Raw genomic sequence first — 19865 nt, forward strand, 5'->3', positions numbered from 1 at the left:
AAGAGGGATTGCAGTATGAGTGTTCATATTAATGCAAAAAAAGGTGAAATCGCTGACACAATTTTACTTCCAGGAGATCCACTTCGTGCAAAATACATCGCGGAAACATTTTTAGAAGATGTAACTTGCTACAATGAGGTACGTAATATGTTTGGTTATACAGGTACGTATAAAGGCAAACGTATTTCAGTACAAGGAACTGGTATGGGTGTGCCATCTATTTCAATCTATGCGACAGAATTAATGCAAGAATATGATGTTCAAAAATTAATCCGTGTAGGTACTTGTGGTGCAATTCAAAAAGATGTGAAAGTGCGTGACGTGATTTTAGCGCAAGCAGCAACATCTGATACACGTATGAACCAAATCATTTGGGGCGGTGCTATCGACTTCGCACCAATCGCAGACTTTGACCTATTATTAAAAGCGTATAACGCAGGAAAAGATGCTGGACTTAACTTACAAGTGGGGAATATCTTCACAGCAGATTTATTCTACTCAGATGAGCATCAAAATGAAAAATTAGCACAATACGGTGTACTAGCTGTAGAAATGGAATCAGCAGCTCTGTACACATTAGCAGCTAAATTCGGGCGTAAAGCACTTTCTGTTCTAACAGTAAGTGACCACATTTTAACTGGCGAAGTAACAACATCAGAAGAACGTCAAACGACTTTCAACGACATGATGGTTGTTGCACTTGAGGCTGCTATTCAAGACTAAGCGTAGCAAGGGTTTGTGAGTTACCAAATATTGGCGAGAGACCAAAAGAGACCAAAGTGATTTTTCACAGGTTATCGAAAAGGTCACTCGCCTTTTCTTTTTGCTCTCTATCAATGTGTGAATAGGTGTTTAATGTCTCACGAATGTTAGCATGACCAAGCTGTTCTTGAATGACTTTAATGTTCACACCTTTAGACACCATATAAGACGCATACGAGTGCCTTAAACCATGAAACGTAATAGCAGGAAGGTCATGTCGTCTTACAATATCGCTCCATTGTTTACTCATACGGTCAGGATGGTTAGGGTATCCGTTATCTTTCGAGAAAATGAAATAAATAGGCTTATCCTTTTTATCTAGAAGTGGATTGAACTTGTCGCCAAGTTTTTGAAGCTTCTTTTTCTTTTGCTCAATGTAATCGTGCAGCTCGCTCATTAAACCTTGAGGTACATGAACAATTCGCTCTTCTCCTGTCTTTGTAGTATCTAGGAAGAATCGTTCTGTAACTTTATCGTACTGAAGGGTGTGATTAACAAGTATAGTCCGATTTTTGAAGTCTAGTGATTCAAATTGTAGTGCAGCAATTTCTGTCATACGCAAGCCACAAAAGAGAGCAACCCTAATTTGAAGTTTGTGCTTGATATGAAGTTTAGGTAGTACGGGCAATAGGTGTTGAATTTGAGCTTCTGTATAGTAATTAATTCGCTTAGACTTTTGACGCTTAGGTTTGGTAGCTTTAGCACAAGGATTGACCTCTAAATAGCCCCATTCAATTGCTTTGTTGAACATGGTATTAAGTAAAATAAACTTTTCTATTAGTGAACCTGCTTTCGCTTTCTTTTGTTCTTTAAAGAAAACGTTAATCTGAGCAGAAGTGATTCTTTTAATTAGGTTTAGCCCAAAGAAATCTACAAGTCCTTGTTTTAGATAGTTTTCATAAGCGTTGCGGGATTTCACTTTCAGCTCAATACCGACATAGTTAGTCATAAACTCTTCTGAAAAAGTTTGGAAAGTTATCTTAGTAGATTTTTCAAAGCTTTGTGTTTCCATACCAAGAGACTTCTCAAATTGAGCTATAGCGTTAAATATGTTGCTCTCGGTCAATTTATCTAGAGTGACTGTTTTCATCTTTCTAAGTCGCTTGCCGTTGCTGTCATAGCCATATTCCACAAATAGCTTAATTCGTGGTTGACCTTTTTTATTTGGTGGTAAAACTGAGTAACTTGCCATGTTGATTGCTCCTTAGCGGGCATAGCAATTCTTCTTGTATAGATGTAACAAACTTTCAATTTCAATTATAGCTGAACTATTGAAGGATTTGGTATTTAGATTTTGAAGAAGTTGCAAAGGATTTTGGGGGGATCTATAGGTTTTAATAACTGCCTATGTCTTAGATCTAGTTTGTATTTAAGATGTAGGCAGGCACTTTTTCACCGAGCTGTTGTCCTCAATTCTAGCTTCATGGTGGGGAGGGCAAAATCAATTATCAATCATAAATATGCTTGGTGTACATATCAATGCTCACGCTATTAAAAGGGCATATGCAAAAAACTTGCATAACAATGTTGCAGACGAAATAAAAATATTAAAAATTCTTGGGAATAGTGTTTTAAGTTCCGTAATTTGGTATCTGTACCTAAATGTCGAAGAAATGGAGGGAGGTTTAAGAGAAAATTAATTTAAAATATCTGACATAAAATGCTCGGTAATACATCCTTTTTCTAAGTTGCATATTATATTGCTACTCTTAGTAGGGGGGAGTAAATTAGGTGTCAATCTATTAATAATACCATCTATCACCTATTGAATCAATACAGAAAAAAGTGGTAACTTATGTTGGTAAGTTGTGCAAATAGCTTTCAAAGAATGGATTAGTAGACAGCTGTTGTAGAGTAATATTTCTATGAGGCTAAAGTAAAAGAGTTCGGCAAATGAATTAATAAAAGTGCTAATTTGGATAGGGGGGGAAAAAATGACACAAGAATTTTATTCAATTCCAAAAGACTCATTCATAGATCAAATAATTCGGAAGTTTCAAGCTTATGCAATTGTTGATATTGAAAATAAGATCAATAGGTTGCTACTGACAGACACTAGAGAAGAATTTTTTGATGAAAGAATTACTAAATTAATGGGTGAATGTAATTATTTCGAACGAGCATCTAATGAAACTTTATTAGTAGATTTAATTGAATGTGCTAAAGAACGTTTAGATGAAGAAGAGATGAGCTATGCAAAAGCTGCATTTGATCTAGTATTATCAAAACGTAAATTTAATTCTTATCACTAAGTATAGTAGTGGTAAAAAATAAGAGTCTTATTATAATAAAACCTACTTTTCCAATAAGTAAAGTTTGTAGAAATGAGGAATTACATGAAAAATGTTAATGAAGTAAATGTAAAAGAGTTAGTTGTTGTGAATGAAAGCAATCAAAAGGAGTTTTTAATGATTCCAAATACACCAATGTGTCAGGAAATCGTTGAAAAATATCGTGTTCAATTAGTTGAACGTTACAAAGAGTCAATTTTTAATAATTGGGATGAGCGGCGTAATCTTGATTTAACTGATGAACTAATGAGAGAAGCAGTTATGGTTATGGATGCATCTGATGAAGAAATTCTAAAAATGTTTTTTGAAGATGCTAATGACAAAGCTGCTGATATGGACGGACAAGATTATTTCAATCAGCTATTTGAAGTAGCAACATAATTCCCTTGATTTATAGGGATTATTACAAATTCAATTTATATGAAATGGAAAGTAAAATCTCTATTTTACTTCAAAATAAACTTATAGAATTAGAGGAGAATGAATATGAAATTTCAGTTAAAACACATGGATAAGGACTTATTTAACTTTGTAGATGTAAGTAAAAATCCATTTGATCGTAGATCACGTCACATTGCTGTGAGGCTTAATTTAATGGGAGTTATACAGAAATCGGACCTTAAATACGCAACTGTTCTTGCAAAGCGAACAATTGGTGAGTACAACAGAACGAAAGGTAAGGAAGATGAGACGTATACAGAAGAAATGTATGTGTATGGCACACCTTTTAAAACTGCTTATGCCTACCTAGTTGGAAATTTCAATCATTTCTTTACTCGTTCTAAGTATCTGATTAGAACTTATGGAGAAGAAAATGTTGATATTCATCGTATGGGTGAGAATTATAGTGCTGATAGCGTAGTGGCTATATTAAAAAAGGATCATAAAGCTGTTCATAATGTGAAGTATGTAACACTTGAATACTTTGAGGGTTATATTTATCCTCAGGAGTTTACTTCTAAGGATGCGTTAAGAAAAGCATACAAACTTTCCAAAGAAGAATTAGAAGTTGGTTTAAGTGAGCGGTATTTTATGAACCTAAATAAACGCATACAAATCAAAATCATTCCTTCTAGTGTTGAACCTTCTTTTGAAAAACATAAAGAAAGTACACAAGATTTTATTAAAAATCTAACGAGATCATTAGAAAAAACTTCCGATGTAACTGAGAAGAAAGCACTTGAACAACAAATAAAACTCGAACAGAAAGAGTTACAAGTATATGACCAACTTCTTAAACAAGATGAACTGTACAATCAAAAAGTAGCGAAGTTTAAAGGTGTCAATGCTGATGAAGTTTGGAATAAGATTGCAATAAGCCTAAAAGAGCAGTATCAAAACCAAAAGAAAGCTGTTTTGAAGCTAATCAAAGATGAACTAGTTGATTTGTTCACAGAAGGAAGCAGAATTGATTATGAGCTGTTCTTTAATATAACTACCGATATGATTCGCATTGAAAATATCCTTAAAGATTTGAATAGATATGATTATGTATTTGAAGAATACTGTATCTTAGTGAAAACTAAAAGCACTAATGTAGTTTGAGAAGATTGAATTTTCTGTATTAAGAAGTGTGTGCAGTAATTAGTGCAGTAGATTGTCTAGCATGTTTAATTAAGCTACTATTAATCAGGGGAGCTAGAAATAGCTCTTCTTTATTTTGGAGGAAAGTAAGATGAATGTAACAGATTGTATTCAACAAGAATACTTAGAATGGCAAAGAGGAGACATTATCACCATTTCTGCAGGTACAGGGAAAGGAAAAAGTCATTTTATAAAGAATGAACTTTATGACCATGCAAAAAGTAAAGGCAAACGAATTTTGTTCTTTCTTCATCGAACCAATACGCTAGAACAATTTGAAGCTGAAATCGCTGCAGAAGGAAAAGATGATGTGATTGAATTAAGTACATATCAAGGTTTTGAGAAGGCTATTATTCGTCAAAATCAGCTAGATCTATGGATGTACGAATATATCATCTGTGATGAATATCATTATTTTGGAAATGATTCTTCTTTTAATAAATTCACCGACTTATCACTCAATGAAATTATTGAAGGAGCAGATGAACGGGTTGTAGTGCTTATGAGTGCTACAAATGAGTTTATTAAAGCATATTTGAATAATAGCAAATCAATTAATCCAAAAGAATATATTCTGTCAGCTAACTATGATTATATTAAAACCTTAGAGTTATTTGATGATGATCAGCTTATCATTGATGGATTAAAAAAGAGAGTAGCAAAAGGAGAAAAGGCTCTAATCTTTATAGAATCTGCTAATGATTGCTATGAGCTTTTCAAGCACTTTGAAGAACATAGTATGTTCATTTGCGGTAAAAGTCATAGAAATTATAAGTATGTCGATGAGGAAAAGCGTGAACAACTTTTAAAGAATCAACGTTTTAATGACCTATTTTTATTCACTACTCAAACACTTGATGCAGGAGTAAATATCATTGATGATGATTTACACTTTATAATAGTAGATATAGCTGATCCCGATGTGTTGGTTCAGTGTGTAGGGAGAAAGCGAATACGAGATGCAGAATCTGATTACGTGCATTTGGTTGTGAAAAATCGTTCGAATGGGCGGTTAGGTTATGACAAAGGGAACTTAACAAATCGTATGAAACACGCAAAGTTTTTTGAGGAACATTCCCAAGAAGAATACGATCGAGAGTTTTATCGTGAACCTGATCCTTATCAGCTAGTTTACTACGAACCACTCCCCAACGGGCTTTATAAAATAGGTGTAAACCAACTTCTCTTTGATAGTTATAAGTATAAATATAAACGACTTGAGGATATTCAAGAAATAGCTGGCGGGTATCGTCAATTTATAGTTGAGCTATTTGGAAAAGAAGGGAGCGTATCAATGGATGCTTATTTAGATCCGAATACTCTTACAGCATTAGAGGCAGGGTTTACTGAGGGATTAATTTTTTATAGCAAAGAGGAGAAACGGGCATTTGCTGAAAAATTAAATCTGAAAGTAAATGGTCGGATTATAACTAGCTTTAGGAAAATAAATGAGTTGCTAACTACTAAGGAAGCATCATTTCGAATTTTTCCACATGAGGCTAAAAAGGATGGAAAACGATATAAAACAGCATGGAGAATCATTCAAATGTCAAAGTGATATTGGTTAAAAATGTTGTGAGTATTATTATATACGGACACCAAAATTGACCAAGCATAAAACTCGTTGAGGGGTTTGGGGACGGACGAAAAGCGTTTTTTTTGAATTGCTTTTTATCGGGAGCGAAGCGGGAGATAAAAACACTTCAAAACACGCAGCGTCCCCAAGAATATAATTCCACGAGTTAGGATAAAATTGTAGATTGCAAATTGTACTATACTTTATGGATAAATCATATTAATTCTTAATTTGTTACAAATAATAATAGAAGAGAAATAATTATTCATACATATTGTGATATAACATTTCATATATTTCAAATATCATAAAAACAGACAATCTTGCAAGATTTTCCGAAACATGTCCATGATTTGCATAATTTCTAAGTGGTTGGTGAATTAAACTGATTAATTCAATTTCATCTTTTGAAAAGTAATTATTTGTATTAATTTCATTGATAATTTGTCCTAAATCACGCTTTTTTTCTAAATTGACTTGTTTTATGTCAAAATAGTCTCTCAATAAGCCCTCTACCGTAGGCGATAGAATTTTAAAAATATTTGAGTATGTAAGTGAAGTAGGAGAAGTATTAATAATGTGAAAACAGTTATTAATATCATTATAATGTCTTGAAAATAAAGGTTTTCTAATTTTAAAGTTTAAATTTTGTATAGAGTGATATAGTTCAGAAAAATCGGTTGCATAGTTAACAATAGCTCGAATCTTGTGGGCTAGCTTCTCAAATAACGATTTAGATAATTTTACATTTTGCATATAATAACCTTTATTTAGTATTGAAAAATCAAATAAAACATATTCATTATCTATAGATCTAACATTTAAGATATAATCATATGCTTTACACTTACGTGAAATTTCTTTTTTAGTGAGTGATCCTATGTAATATTTAGAAGGAAATTGTATTTTTTTTATATTACCAATAAACCATCGTAAATCTTTATCTTTAACAATTGTTCTATCGTTAAGGAACATATTTTTGGAAATCAACCCCAAGAAATGCTCTTGAGTTAAAATAATATCATTTAATATTAATCTTTTTTCAACCATTTTTAGTGTTATAATCATTAAATGAATTTTTTTCTACTATGTATTCATATAAATCAAAATAAACATGTGTATCATATTGTTTGATTGAACAATAAAAATAATATGAATATTTATTGTTTATGTTGTCATAGTAAGCATCATACATATCTCAAATTCCCCCTTAATAAACCTTTCATACTTTAAACATTCTAATATAAGAATCCAATTTCTACAAATAAATTGTTGTGAGTATTATTATATAGGGAAACCAAATTTGACCACATGAGCATCATTCATGTGGTCTTGTTATATTTTCACGAGACGATAAAATTTTTGTCTTAATGGTAAATAATAGGTATTATATACTGTGAGAAGATATTTATTTAAGGGGGTTGGTTTCAGTGAAATATCCTTTCAATATTGGTGAAATGTATACTAGAAAAGAAGTGAAAAGAAATGTAGGACATTCCGATCCAGAAGCAATCGGAGGGGATTGGGCAACTGGTTATACTAGGTTTGCAGGATGTTATTTTATATTTGCTACTATAAGCACTGCTGGTAGAACAGGTCATGATTATCCGAATATTTTAACAAACAATGAATTATATTGGTTTAGTAAAAATAAACACACGCTAAATACACCATCAATAAAAGACATGATGGATGGTGAACATGAGGTTTTTATTTTCACTAGAGAGGATAGCAAGAACCCTAACTTTGTGTTTAAAGGATTAGGATATGTTAGAGATTACGAAGATACAATACCTGCACATATTGTTTGGGGATTTGTTGAGAATATGAGCAACGTGCCTTTTAGTTATAGAGCCGCTGAAAGAAAAAGATTTTTAGAGGGTGCGAAAAGAGAAGGTACTATAACTAGATATGAAAGAAATAGTCGTGCAAGAGAAGCATGTGTTGAATATTATGGTCATAATTGCCAAGTTTGTGGAATGAATTTTAAAGATACATATGGAAATATAGGAGAGGGTTATATTCATGTTCATCATGAAGTCGAAATTAGTATGATAGCTCAAGAGTATGAGGTTGATCCTATTGAAGATTTAAAGCCTGTTTGTCCGAACTGTCATGCGATGATTCATAAGAGAAAGCCAGCATACACAATTGAGGAATTAAGAAGAATAAAAAATAGCTTATCATAAAGTATGACAATGATTTATAGAAAAGGGGAATCTTAAATTGAAAAATAAAAGATATGTAAAAGATATGTTTTCTGCTTATGATTTATCGGTAGAAGATATACAAAATCGTAATATTGATGAAGATTATATTGAAGAAGTAGCTAACAAAACTTGTGTTTATATTCAATATACTTCAGATTTGAAGAAATTTTATGTCGGTGAATCGAATAGATACCTTACAAATACACATAATAGTAGGTTTATGGAACACATTAATGAACCTGCAACGGTATCAGGGAATATTACTCATAATAAATTTGATAGAGTCTTGATAATAATTAGTAAACATCTTAAAGGTAATGGAGATATTTTAGAAACAAAATTATTGAAATTTATGGACACTGAGTATTTAGTAATTAAAGATAAAGAGTTAGTTAATAGCAGATTAAATCAAGTTCATGCAGAAGAATTATCATATGAAATTGAGGAGGAATTATTTCCGGAATTGTGGACTTTTCTTAAAGAAAAGAAGTTTGTGAAAAGTGAATTAGAGGATGTAATTAAAAATCCAATTAAGTATTATTCGCCTTTCGGGAAAATCTTAGACAATATACAAATTACAGCTATTGAAAAAATAGTTGAGGCTGTTTTTTCTGATGACAATAGTGCAAAGCTTTTGATTCAAGGAGAGCCGGGTACAGGAAAAACATTTATAACAGCTACTGCTATTTTCGAATTAATACGGTTAGAGAAAAAAGTAGCTATAATAGTAAATCAAACGTCAATGGCTAAGATTTATACTGATTTATTTAAACTTGTTTCAAAATCTAGTAAACCTTTTGTTGGATCATTAGCAACTTTTAAAAATGGACTTGAAAGAAGAGATTTTTCAATCGATGATTATTCATTGTTAATTGTTGATGAGGCTCACAGATTAAAACAGCCTCAAGGACGACATAATTATTTACCAAGCACTTATACGTTAGACAGAAATAATTTGGATTTTACGGAGCTTGATATTATTGAAGGTTATAAAAAATCTTTAATTTTAATGTATGATGAATTTCAGTTAATTAGAGATAGCGATATTGATATTAAGAAATTTAAGGAACGAGTAAATGAGTCTACGGGTTACGAGAAGATTGAATTAGAAACTCAATACCGAATTAAATCGTCTTCAAAGGTTGCAGCTAGTAATTACACTAAGGGGATTAGAAACATACTTCAGCTAGAAGAAAGTAACTTTGACGAAGAAATCTTTAATAATGGTTACAAGTTTAAAATTGTAGATTCATTAGACGAACTTGTCGATGAAGTAAAGGCTAAAATTAATGCAAGTTATACTAATGCGAGAATTTTAAGTGGATTTTATAAAAAATGGATTTCTAAAGATGATTTAACTAAATATGAATGGAAAGCTAGTGAATATGGTGTGGATTTAAGATGGAATACACCGAATGATAAACTTGGTAAGAAAAACTGGTTGAAATATACAACAGAAAAAGGGTTAGAATTTACTGAAGTAGGATGTATTCATATAGCACAAGGTATGGATTTAGACTATGCTGCTGTTATTATTGGAAACGATTTAGACGTTGAAGATGTTGATGGTAAAATAAATTTGGTTGGAAATCCTAAATATTATCATGATACTAATGGTATTCCAATTCAAGGGACAGATGATGGAAGTAGACTAACTGAATATATTAAAAAGGTCTATTATATTTTATTAACAAGAGGGATTCATGGAACTTTTGTTTATATTGAAAATCCAAAGGTAAAAAAATATTTTAAAGAATTAACAGAGAATAAAACTCTAGTTTAAACGATTATCTAAAACCATCGTTTAATAGACATTTTGAAGACGGAGCATAAATTAACGTTTATGCTCTGTTTTTTTATTGCATTTGTCTATAAACTCGTCTATTATGAAATGTATATAAAACGTATAAGTTTGTAGAAAGTGGTGTCAAAAATGGGACGAGTAATAGGATATTGTCGTGTTAGTACGGAAGATCAAAATTTAGATATGCAGGAGCAAGCGATCCAAAAATATGCAGATGAAAAAGGACTGGAGCTTATTTTGTATGTAGAAAAGATTTCTAGCCGTAAAGTTGAAAGGCAAGAACTTGAACATGCGATAAAAGCTGCAACTAATGGAGATTTATTTGTTGTGTATAAATTAGACCGTTTAGCTAGAAGCACAAAAGAGTTATTTAAATTAACAGGAGATCTAAATGAAAAGGGTGTTGAGTTTGTTTCAATAAATGATGCATTTGATACAACCACTCCAACTGGTAAAGCAATGTTCGGTATGCTAGCTGTGTTTGCTGAATTTGAAAGAGATATTATACAGCAGAGAACTAAAGCTGGATTAGAAGCAGCTAAGAAGCGAGGACGTATTGGTGGACGACCAGCTATCGATGAAAAAACTAAGAAACGTGTGAGAGCATTATTTGAATCAGGTGAGAGTGCATCTGATATAGCTAAGGAGTATGGGATTGGTAGAGCTACTGTGTATAAAATTTTAAAAGATTAAAACGTGGATTTTTATTCCTTTTTGTTATAATTGAAATATACATACAATATGGGAGGAAAGAATATGAGAATTAGTGAAATTTTTAATTTAAATATGACACAAAGGCAATTAGATTTTGTTAATGTGAACATTGAAGTAGATACCCCATTATTTTTAGATCCTTATTATATAGGAAATCGACCAGACAATTGGTCATATGATGCACATAGAACAATCGAAAGTTTTTTTCAACATATTCTTTCACTCTTTAAGAGTAATAATATTACTCGTGCAAGACAACTATTTGAGAATTTGGGAGAACCAAATGAAACATGTTTAGGAATCTCAACGAATCGACCTAATGGAAGAGGCATAGGTGTAGATGAAGCTGAAAAAGTATTTAAGCATTTATATGAGAGTAAAGTAATTCAAAATAATATTGTTGGTCATTTCGAGGATTTGGTAATATTTGTAGATAAGATAGGTAAGGATAAAATTTCTGACTTAACAACAAATATTATACGTAAGCATTTAATTGATTATACTATCTCGCAGTGTGAATTATTAGGTATACCCTTAGAGGATAATGTTCCAACAGGATTCTATTGGAATGGAGAAAAGCTTAGATGGGAAAATGGATATGAAAAAGGATTAGTAATTGGAGAACGAGTAATAATCTTAGTTCCAAAGTGGGCTGTATCATATTCAAATGCTTATACTAAAGATTATTATGCGCAACATTTTGTTCTAAACTTTATGCAAAATGAGCATTTGAGGTTGAATACAAGTTTGGTGAGAACAAAGACAACTAAAAAAGGTGTAGTAAAAAGAAGAGTCTACAAAAAAGATTTAAAAGCATCAGAACCTGTTTTTCAAAAAGAATATCTCAGAGAGTTTACTTTGAAGCACCCTGAAGTATTTGAAGATTTCAGGAAAAGAGCTAAATCTAAAATAGAACCAATAAGTAATCCGAAATTATCTAATATTATTGGACAAGAGGAAATTGATATAATCGATTACTTAATACTTCAATTTACGACAATCTCTGCTGGTGCTAAAGAGGCTACAAATTATCACAGGTTAGTTACCAGCGTATTGGAATATCTCTTTTATCCATTTATTACTCGACCTATTATTGAGCAAGAAATACATGATGGGAGAAAACGTATTGATATTGTTTTTGACAATTCTGCAGAAAAAGGTTTTTTCTTTGATTTACATACCATAAAAAAAATTCCTGCATCTTATATATTTGTTGAATGTAAGAACTATACTAAGGACATAAAAAACCCAGAATTAGATCAAATTGCAGGTAGATTCTCTTTAAGGAGAGGTAAGTTTGGATTTATAGTTTTTAGAGATATTGATGATTTTGAAACATTAATTAAAAGATGTGCAGATACATTCAACGATGATAGAGGATGTATAATTCCACTGATGGATGAAGATTTAATTTTCTTATTAAAAAGCTTAAAAACCGAAGATGGTAATATAATAGATGGATTTTTAAAAGATAGGTTAAGAAAAATAATAATGAAATAATTTCTACTACGAGGTGATGAAATGTCTGTGTATTTTTTTGGTGAAGAAGATCGATTGTCAGATTTTATTGAAGATCCAGACGTGCCTACACAATGTCCAGTATGTAGGCACATAATGATAGTTAATGCATATCTTATTGCTAGGACTGGTTATGATGAAGGAGTAAATTACAGTGAAGTTTTATTTCAATGTGTAAATCCTAAATGTAATTCATTATTTATTGGTAAGTATGCAGACTATAATCAGTTTACAGAATTATATGAGACAGTACCTAAAACGGTAGAATTTCCAGAAATTTCGGATGATATAAAGACAATTTCCTCAGAGTTTGTCTCTATTTACATACAATCTTTAAACGCTGAAAAACAAGGCTTGGATAAAATTTGTGGCATAGGCTATAGGAAGGCTCTAGAATTTTTAATTAAAGATTATTTGAAATATCACATTACAGAGGATTCAAATTATACTATTCAACAAGTTGAGTCAACTGCATTGAGAAATTGTATTAAACAATGGATTGAAAATCCTAAAATTAAAATGGTAGCAGAAAAAGCAACTATATTAGGTAATGACGAAACTCACTATATTAAGAGATGGGTAGATAAGGATATAACAGATTTAAAAGCTTTAATAAAGCTAACCTTAAATTATATTCAGATGGAACTAGATTACATTAAGTATGAAAATGTAATAGTTCAAAAGTAAAATCATTCTTTTACATTGACATGTGACAAGTTCACAGAGCCACATCATAAACGATATAAACTTCGTGTTTGTGTCGTTTTTTATTATATCTATCAAACTTAAATGGGATGTATAATTATTTGTATTTGTAAATAAATAACAGAGGTGAACTTATGAGTACGTGGATATTTCAAGGAAATCCTGAAAGATTTAATGTAAATGATTATTTGTTAGATAATGATGAAATTTGGTGGTCTATTAGACAAAAACATTTAGCTGATAAAATTGCAATCGGTGATGAAGTATTTATTTGGCGTTCTGATGGTGGAGAACGAGGTAGTGGTGGTATTGTTGCGAGAACTATAGCTCTTACGACTCCTGAACAGTATGTGAATGATGAAGAAGCAGCAAACTATTGGTATGAAGATGTAAGTAATGATTCATATTTAGCAGTTAAATTACAAGTAATTGAAGTAGATGTTATAGAAGGTCTTAATAGATTAGAGTTAGCTGAACATCCAAAATTGCAAAATCTAATGATATTACGATTAAAACAAAATACCAATTACTTAGTTGAAGATGAGTTAGCGAGTTATTTGAAACAGCTTTGGAAAGGGAAGCACTTTTCGCAAAAATTAGAGAAAGTAGATAAAAATCAGTTAATCAAGCATTTCCATAAAGCTATGTTAAAAATCTACGATGAATCAAAAGAAATTGGATATACACCATCTAAATTTAGACAGATGGTTGCAAACGAAGGTGGTTTAAATACAGCAAAAAAACTTATTAATAGTAAGCAACTTTCAGATGGGTTTGCTGAATTAGCTCACCTTAATAGGCTCGATTTAACGGTAGAAGCTTTAGTATTAAAGAAAGAAAATAGAATACTTTTCACAGAATCAGAATTAGAAAAAGCTAGAGAAAGGCTAACTCAATTAGGCTTCTTTTTAGAAATTGAAGATGATGAACATGATGACTTACTTTTGATTGTTGAAGATGACCTAGAAGCCTTGAGGATTGAAGAAGGTAACGGGATAGAGGGAGCAAAGAAAGCCTACCTTGTAAACAAATATGAGCGTGATTCAAAGAATCGTAAGAAGGCAATTGAAATTCATGGTTTAAACTGTTATGCCTGTGGATTTAATTTTGAAGAAGTGTATGGTGAACGTGGCAAAGAGTTTATAGAAATACATCATATTAAGCCGTTAAGCACTCTTGAAGAAGCTATAGAGATTAATCCTGAAACAGATTTAGTTCCTTTATGTGCGAACTGTCATCGAATGGTACATAGAAGTATAGATAGAGTATTAAGTGTTGAAGAACTCAAGGAACTTATTCAAAATCACAAGAGCTAATTCTAAAGTGTTATGAAGAAGGTAGGCGGTGCATATCCGATAATCAGTAAAGTCATTGCTAACACGAATTTGAGCCTGCCACATCAACATCACTTGGAATAGTAAACGAAACGAGATAGCCAAGTGTATATCTCGTTTTTCATATATATTGGGTAATGAAGTGAAATTTAGGGGTGGGGGCTATTTAGCGATAAATTAGTGTTGTCTATACTAATATAGATCGCTCCCGATACACGCATGGAAATCGACATTGAAAACGAAACGACATGTTCATTATTCAAGAAATTGAGGACACGAATTCCATGAATAGAATTGAATTTATTGTTTTGAAAAACACTGAAACTCAATGGATGGTGAGAGTGATGTATTATATTACTTCTAAGCCACTAGCGAAGATATAATTTAAATGATTAAATAACAACTAGAAAAAGCTTTAGAGCCTTATTTAACAGGGGTTCTACCAAGCTTTTTTGTTTTATGATACCAATAATAATTTATAAGTAAAATAATAAATATTGTTTGATTTTTAAATGTATAATTGAAGTTAATTATGATGGATTTATCTAAGGAGGTTTTTGATATGCAACAGTTATTGGCAACTACTCATGTAGATTCACATGGCATGAAAATGACCAGGGAGGCTTTAGAAGGTGCAGTCAGACAGATTAATGGAAATATAGTTCCAGGAATGGGTGTTGAGCACGATGTTACGATACCGCCACTAGGAAAATTTGTTGAGGCATTTATCTATGAATTACCAGATGGTGAATTGGGATTATTTGCTACACCAATTCTTTATAGTGAGGAAAAGTCCTCATCCGTAAAACTTCCAAATGGAGAGTGGGGAAGGAAGGATGTTTGGGAAGATAAGCGCCCATTTGCAGATAAGCATGAGGAAGTGCCTGAAGAAATGGAATTTTCTTATGACTTAGTCAATTTTGAAACGAATGATGAATTGGATAAATTTTTAAAGAAACTTGAAGAAGGTGGATCCTTTAATCAACAACTTTTGATTAGAAAATCATTAATTCCAGATCCAGAGCTAATTATAAAATTAACACAACAAGGTATGTCGGCATTAGTAGCTTACAAAGTGCTTAATACTTTTGGTAAGAGAATCAAGGAAGATTTAAATAACGATTTAATAAATATATATTCTAAAATTAGAAATGCAATGATTAATTATGCTAAATATTGCATTCCTAAAAATAGACCTGTTACATATCTCTTGGTTTTACCTGGTTCTCCCTCTCAAGAATTTGTTATAAAATCTACAGACCCTAATGTGGCAATTAATGCTATAAGTGCTGAGGAAATTTCAAAAGCTTTGAGTGAATCAGAAAGATTTATTATGAATTTTGATGTAAAAAAAATCCAATTTGTATTTAGTAATGAAGAGAAGCAATGGAAGTTTAATTATTTGTTAACGGATACTGGAGAAGTAGTAGGATCAAAAGAAGCCATAAAAAATAGAGAAAAAGCAGTTGAAATGATAATGGGACAGAACGGTTGAATTTTTCAGTAAATTAAAGACAGCAGGAACCTAGAAAGGAACTGCTGTTTTTTTGAACAATAAAATATAAAAATGTCTTCTCTTTTAGTATTTTTAAGCTTGTTTTCATTGAAATTTAGTTCATGAAGCATGTGAGTGTCACAATGCTTTAGCTTGAATTGGTTTGACGATAGAAAAATATTGCAATACGCTCAATGATTTTTGAAATTGTGGATTTCTAGTGTTCTTGTGAAACTTAGGCATGCTTGTCAAATATCATTCTTAAGAACTTCTGAAAGTATATTATTTTTTTAGAGGAAACTTATACTTTTTTAGATTATTTAGAAATAAGATGATGGATAAAAATGGTGTGTAGTATTATTAAGAGAGACAACAAATATGACCATATATAATTGTAAATATATATTTTGTGAAGCTTTTTGAGACAAAGTAATATTTTTGAGCATTTGGTATAAAAAATATTAGTGTTTTATATGAATGAAATTAAAGACTTAATGGGCAAGGTGATTCAATTTCGTGATGATCGTGATTGGCAGCAGTTTCACAATGCTAAAGACTTAGCTGTATCTTTATCGCTGGAAGCAAGTGATTTATTGGAGCTATTTCAATGGAAAACGAGTGAGGAAGCTGTTGAAAAGAATTTGGAGAAGACTGAGGATGAGCTGGCAGACATTGTTACGTATACTCTTTTATTTGCTAACGAAACAGGTATTGATATTATTAGTGCAGTTAATGAAAAGTTGAAAAAGAATGATAAGAAGTATCCTGTTGAAAAGGCTTATGGAGTTAACAAGTAGTATACGGAATTATAAATAAGGTTTCTTAATTGTTAATTTATAAAAATTCGAAATTCCTTGTTATTTTACTAATTTCATTCCCACAAATTTTCCTTTATATATTAGTAGAAGAACATGTAGAATTTGAGAGAGGATTGATAAAGAAATATTCGCAATACTTATGAGTAGAAAGTGAGGAAAAGAAATCATGTTATTTAAAGTTTTAAATAATCTTTCAGAGATTGAACCTGATAGTGAGGAAGTTGTACATTTAATACAAGATGATTGGAATGATTGGTGGGAATTTAAAACACTTTATCAGGTCTATATTGGTAATAATTATATAGGCAGTGTAAAGATAGGGAGCAATATTTTAAAAGAAAAAAGACCAAATTTACCAGAAACTTTTACAGAATTAGATAAGGATTTTTATTCTCTAGGGCAGTCGGAAGATTATTATATGGAATTAAATAAATTGGGTGCAACAAGAGTGGTATTTTTAAGAGCTTTGAAAGATATTGCTTATGATAAAGAGCATTACCAGAAAGTAAGAAGGAAACAAATTGTAGTTAATTCATTAATGAGAGATATTAGCAGCGTTTCTGTACAAGGTAGACTTAGAAAATTGGCTAATGGGGATGCCACACTAACTAAATTCTATTTTACTTATATGTTCAAGGATGAATCCATTGGTGAAATTGATTTTGAAGTGAATCCTAGGTCATATCCACCAAGTAATATGCATGTATTAATTGGACGAAATGGAATAGGTAAGTCATTTTTTTTAAATAAAATGTTGGATTCATTAGTAAAAGGTGATAAAGAATACGGAGAGTTTATAAATTTAAAAGGTAAAAGGAATTTATTTTCAAAGGTTGTGTCGGTATCTTTTAGTGCCTTTGATGATTACATCCCTATTGAAGATTCAAAAATTATAAACTATACATATTTAGGTTTAAAGCAACTAAAAAAAGAAAAAGCAAAAAAGATAGATTTACCACCTAAATCTCCAAAAAAGCTTACAACTGAATTTGCTCAAAGTATCTTCAAATGTAGTATAGAAGGGAAAATGGATTTGTGGCAAGAATTAGTCAAAGAATTACAATATGATCCAGCATTTGACCAACCAGAAATCAAAAATGTATTAAGTTTCGAAAATTTAAATTTAGATGAGCAGGAAATAAAGAAAAAGGCAATGGATGCATTTAAAAACTTAAGTTCTGGACATAAAATTGTTCTTTTAACATTAGCAAGATTAATCGAAAATGTTGAAGAAAAAACTATAGTAATAATGGATGAACCAGAAACATATCTTCATCCACCATTAGTTTCTGCATTTATACAAGTTATTTCAACTTTATTAAGAAAGAGAAATGGTGTAGCTATAATAGTTACTCATTCTCCAGTAATTCTCCAAGAGATTCCTAGGAAATGCGTGTGGAAAATTAGGAAAGAAGGTGTGCAATATAGTTTTAATAGACCAAAAATAGAGACTTTTGGTGAAAATTTAGGGGTATTAACTAGAGAAATATTCGGGTTAGAAGTATCGGAAACAGGATTCCATAAATTGATTAAACAAGCTGTATTAGAATTAGGAGATTATAGTTCAGTATTAGAGCATTTTAATAATGAATTAGGAGACGAGGCAAAGAATTTAGTTATGGCTTTAGCTGATGATGAAGGAGATTTCTAAATTTATGTTGACAATTAATAAACCTAGTTTTTTTGTTGAAGAGATACTTGAAACTTGCATTTCTAGTTTTAGGGAAAGTAATCCTTTAAAAGAAAAACTAAATCAATGCAAAGAAAAAATAGTGCTTGAAGAAAATACTTATAATGAATTATGTGGGGAGAAAAAATTTCACGTTTATCCAGAAGTGGAATCTATAATCTCTATATTAGATTCAAAAGAAATGGCTAAAATTTACGATGAAAAGCTAGTCGGAGGAGCAGCTCGCTACTTTTATGATCGTCTTAAATTATCAGTTGTAGATGAAAAATGCCCTTTTTGTGGGCAAAAGAATATAAAAGAAATCGATCATTTTTTGCCTAAAGAGAAGTATGCAACATTAGCTTTAACCCCAATTAATCTAATTCCTATCTGTAAAGATTGTAACTTTATAAAAAAAAGTCATGTGCCATCTACATACGAAGAAATTTTATTTAATCCATATTTTGATGATTTTAATGAAGAAAAATGGTTAGTTGCTTCTATTAGTAAATCATTACCGGTTAGGGTTAAGTTTAAGGTTAATGAAGATTCTACAATTAATGAAAATGATAGAAAAAGGATTGAAACAACATTTAATTTATTGGATTTGGGGCAAATTTACAGAATTGAAGCTAATACTGAGATAGGTAATATGAAATTTTCATGGAAACGAGTTTATGCTAGTAAAGGAAGTGAAGCTTTACATCAAAGACTTTTAGAAGATGCTGAAAGTAGAAAAGAATATAGAAAAAATTCTTGGCAAACTGCTCTCTATGAAGCTTTATCTACAAGTCCTTGGTTTTATAATGAATTAATAAAGAACCTATAGTAAGAAATAAAAAAATTTTTATTTAGCAATAAATTGATATATAATTAATGATAGAAGGTCTTTTAATTACCTCTAGAAATGTTGCTAAGTCAACGTTAATAAAAGTTAAGGTTTCTAAGGAAGGTGTTGAACCTTCAATTAGACTCCCTAGCTTTTTTTATTTAATAGGATATTGAATTTTTAAATTGATTTGCTTTTTTTACCCTTTAATTTTATAAGAGAAATGAAGTTTTTAATATGAATAAAAGTAGAAAACATAGAGCATTTTCAATGGATATGCATTAGATATCGTTTAGAAAAATGAATATTCCTGGAAATAGTCTAGGTAATATTAAAAGTTACGATTATATCTTTCGGGGTATTGTAAAGTAAATAACATAACATAACATCAAATCAACTAATAAACTAAAAAATTTCTTTGAACAATTCGAAGTAATAATTGCGTGTTCCCTTATTTTATTACCCATTAATTCTATTTGGTTACAACAATGAGAGGTTTTATTGTACTTTTACAGTATTATCCATAACATTATGGTAATATGTGATAGAGATCATA

At 31.0% G+C, this 19865-nt stretch carries 17 protein-coding genes; 15 read left to right on the forward strand and 2 right to left on the reverse strand.

Annotated elements, in window-relative coordinates; genetic code table 11:
• Window positions 1-15: 15 nt before the first annotated feature.
• Window positions 16-723: a purine-nucleoside phosphorylase gene (deoD, locus tag MKX57_RS11195; protein ID WP_008174795.1), complete on the forward strand. Its 708-nt coding sequence runs from the start codon at window positions 16-18 to the stop codon at window positions 721-723.
• Window positions 724-787: 64 nt separating this feature from the next.
• Here the strand turns inward: deoD and MKX57_RS11200 are convergent, their stop codons facing one another.
• A complete protein-coding gene (locus tag MKX57_RS11200; RefSeq protein ID WP_342551068.1) occupies window positions 788-1954 on the reverse strand; it encodes a tyrosine-type recombinase/integrase in 1167 nt (388 codons plus the stop codon).
• Between the two features lie 742 nt (window positions 1955-2696).
• Between MKX57_RS11200 and MKX57_RS11205 the strand changes: the two genes are divergently transcribed.
• The 4 genes from MKX57_RS11205 to MKX57_RS11220 all read left to right on the forward strand — a co-directional run bounded on the left by MKX57_RS11205 (window position 2697) and on the right by MKX57_RS11220 (window position 6195).
• Window positions 2697-3014: a hypothetical protein gene (locus tag MKX57_RS11205; protein ID WP_342551069.1), complete on the forward strand. Its 318-nt coding sequence runs from the start codon at window positions 2697-2699 to the stop codon at window positions 3012-3014.
• An 84-nt stretch (window positions 3015-3098) separates the two neighbouring features.
• Window positions 3099-3434 carry a hypothetical protein gene (locus MKX57_RS11210; RefSeq protein WP_342551070.1) on the forward strand — a complete coding sequence of 112 codons (336 nt, stop codon included), beginning with the start codon at window positions 3099-3101 and terminating at the stop codon, window positions 3432-3434.
• A 105-nt stretch (window positions 3435-3539) separates the two neighbouring features.
• Window positions 3540-4598 (forward strand): hypothetical protein, encoded by a 1059-nt coding sequence (locus MKX57_RS11215; RefSeq protein WP_342551071.1) that lies wholly within the window; start codon window positions 3540-3542, stop codon window positions 4596-4598.
• Between the two features lie 130 nt (window positions 4599-4728).
• Window positions 4729-6195 (forward strand): DEAD/DEAH box helicase family protein, encoded by a 1467-nt coding sequence (locus tag MKX57_RS11220; protein WP_342551072.1) that lies wholly within the window; start codon window positions 4729-4731, stop codon window positions 6193-6195.
• 279 nt (window positions 6196-6474) lie between these two features.
• Here MKX57_RS11220 and MKX57_RS11225 read toward each other — a convergent pair whose 3' ends face one another.
• Window positions 6475-7281 carry a hypothetical protein gene (locus MKX57_RS11225; RefSeq protein WP_342551073.1) on the reverse strand — a complete coding sequence of 269 codons (807 nt, stop codon included), beginning with the start codon at window positions 7279-7281 and terminating at the stop codon, window positions 6475-6477.
• A 362-nt stretch (window positions 7282-7643) separates the two neighbouring features.
• On the opposite strand from MKX57_RS11225, the gene MKX57_RS11230 reads away from it, so the two are divergent.
• From MKX57_RS11230 to MKX57_RS11275, 10 genes are all read left to right on the forward strand, one after another.
• Window positions 7644-8402 (forward strand): DUF3427 domain-containing protein, encoded by a 759-nt coding sequence (locus tag MKX57_RS11230; RefSeq protein WP_342551074.1) that lies wholly within the window; start codon window positions 7644-7646, stop codon window positions 8400-8402.
• 37 nt (window positions 8403-8439) lie between these two features.
• Window positions 8440-10206 carry a DNA/RNA helicase domain-containing protein gene (locus MKX57_RS11235; protein WP_342551075.1) on the forward strand — a complete coding sequence of 589 codons (1767 nt, stop codon included), beginning with the start codon at window positions 8440-8442 and terminating at the stop codon, window positions 10204-10206.
• Window positions 10207-10356: 150 nt separating this feature from the next.
• On the forward strand, window positions 10357-10920 hold the full coding sequence (locus MKX57_RS11240) for a recombinase family protein (protein WP_342551076.1): 564 nt from the start codon (window positions 10357-10359) through the stop codon (window positions 10918-10920).
• A 63-nt stretch (window positions 10921-10983) separates the two neighbouring features.
• Window positions 10984-12441 carry a hypothetical protein gene (locus tag MKX57_RS11245; protein ID WP_342551077.1) on the forward strand — a complete coding sequence of 486 codons (1458 nt, stop codon included), beginning with the start codon at window positions 10984-10986 and terminating at the stop codon, window positions 12439-12441.
• A 21-nt stretch (window positions 12442-12462) separates the two neighbouring features.
• A complete protein-coding gene (locus MKX57_RS11250; RefSeq protein WP_342551078.1) occupies window positions 12463-13146 on the forward strand; it encodes a hypothetical protein in 684 nt (227 codons plus the stop codon).
• A gap of 152 nt (window positions 13147-13298) precedes the next feature.
• A complete protein-coding gene (locus tag MKX57_RS11255) occupies window positions 13299-14480 on the forward strand; it encodes an EVE domain-containing protein (RefSeq protein WP_342551079.1) in 1182 nt (393 codons plus the stop codon).
• A 580-nt stretch (window positions 14481-15060) separates the two neighbouring features.
• Entirely contained in the window at window positions 15061-15993 is a 933-nt protein-coding gene (locus MKX57_RS11260; RefSeq protein WP_342551080.1) for a hypothetical protein, read from the forward strand.
• Window positions 15994-16466: 473 nt separating this feature from the next.
• Window positions 16467-16790: a nucleotide pyrophosphohydrolase gene (locus MKX57_RS11265; protein ID WP_342551081.1), complete on the forward strand. Its 324-nt coding sequence runs from the start codon at window positions 16467-16469 to the stop codon at window positions 16788-16790.
• A gap of 187 nt (window positions 16791-16977) precedes the next feature.
• A complete protein-coding gene (locus tag MKX57_RS11270; protein ID WP_342551082.1) occupies window positions 16978-18462 on the forward strand; it encodes an AAA family ATPase in 1485 nt (494 codons plus the stop codon).
• 4 nt (window positions 18463-18466) lie between these two features.
• Complete coding sequence (locus tag MKX57_RS11275) at window positions 18467-19309, forward strand: HNH endonuclease signature motif containing protein (RefSeq protein ID WP_342551083.1); 843 nt, start codon at window positions 18467-18469, stop codon at window positions 19307-19309.
• Window positions 19310-19865 lie beyond the last annotated feature (556 nt).

The sequence above is a fragment of the Lysinibacillus sp. FSL M8-0216 genome, from assembly GCF_038595555.1.
GTDB lineage: Bacteria > Bacillota > Bacilli > Bacillales_A > Planococcaceae > Lysinibacillus > Lysinibacillus fusiformis.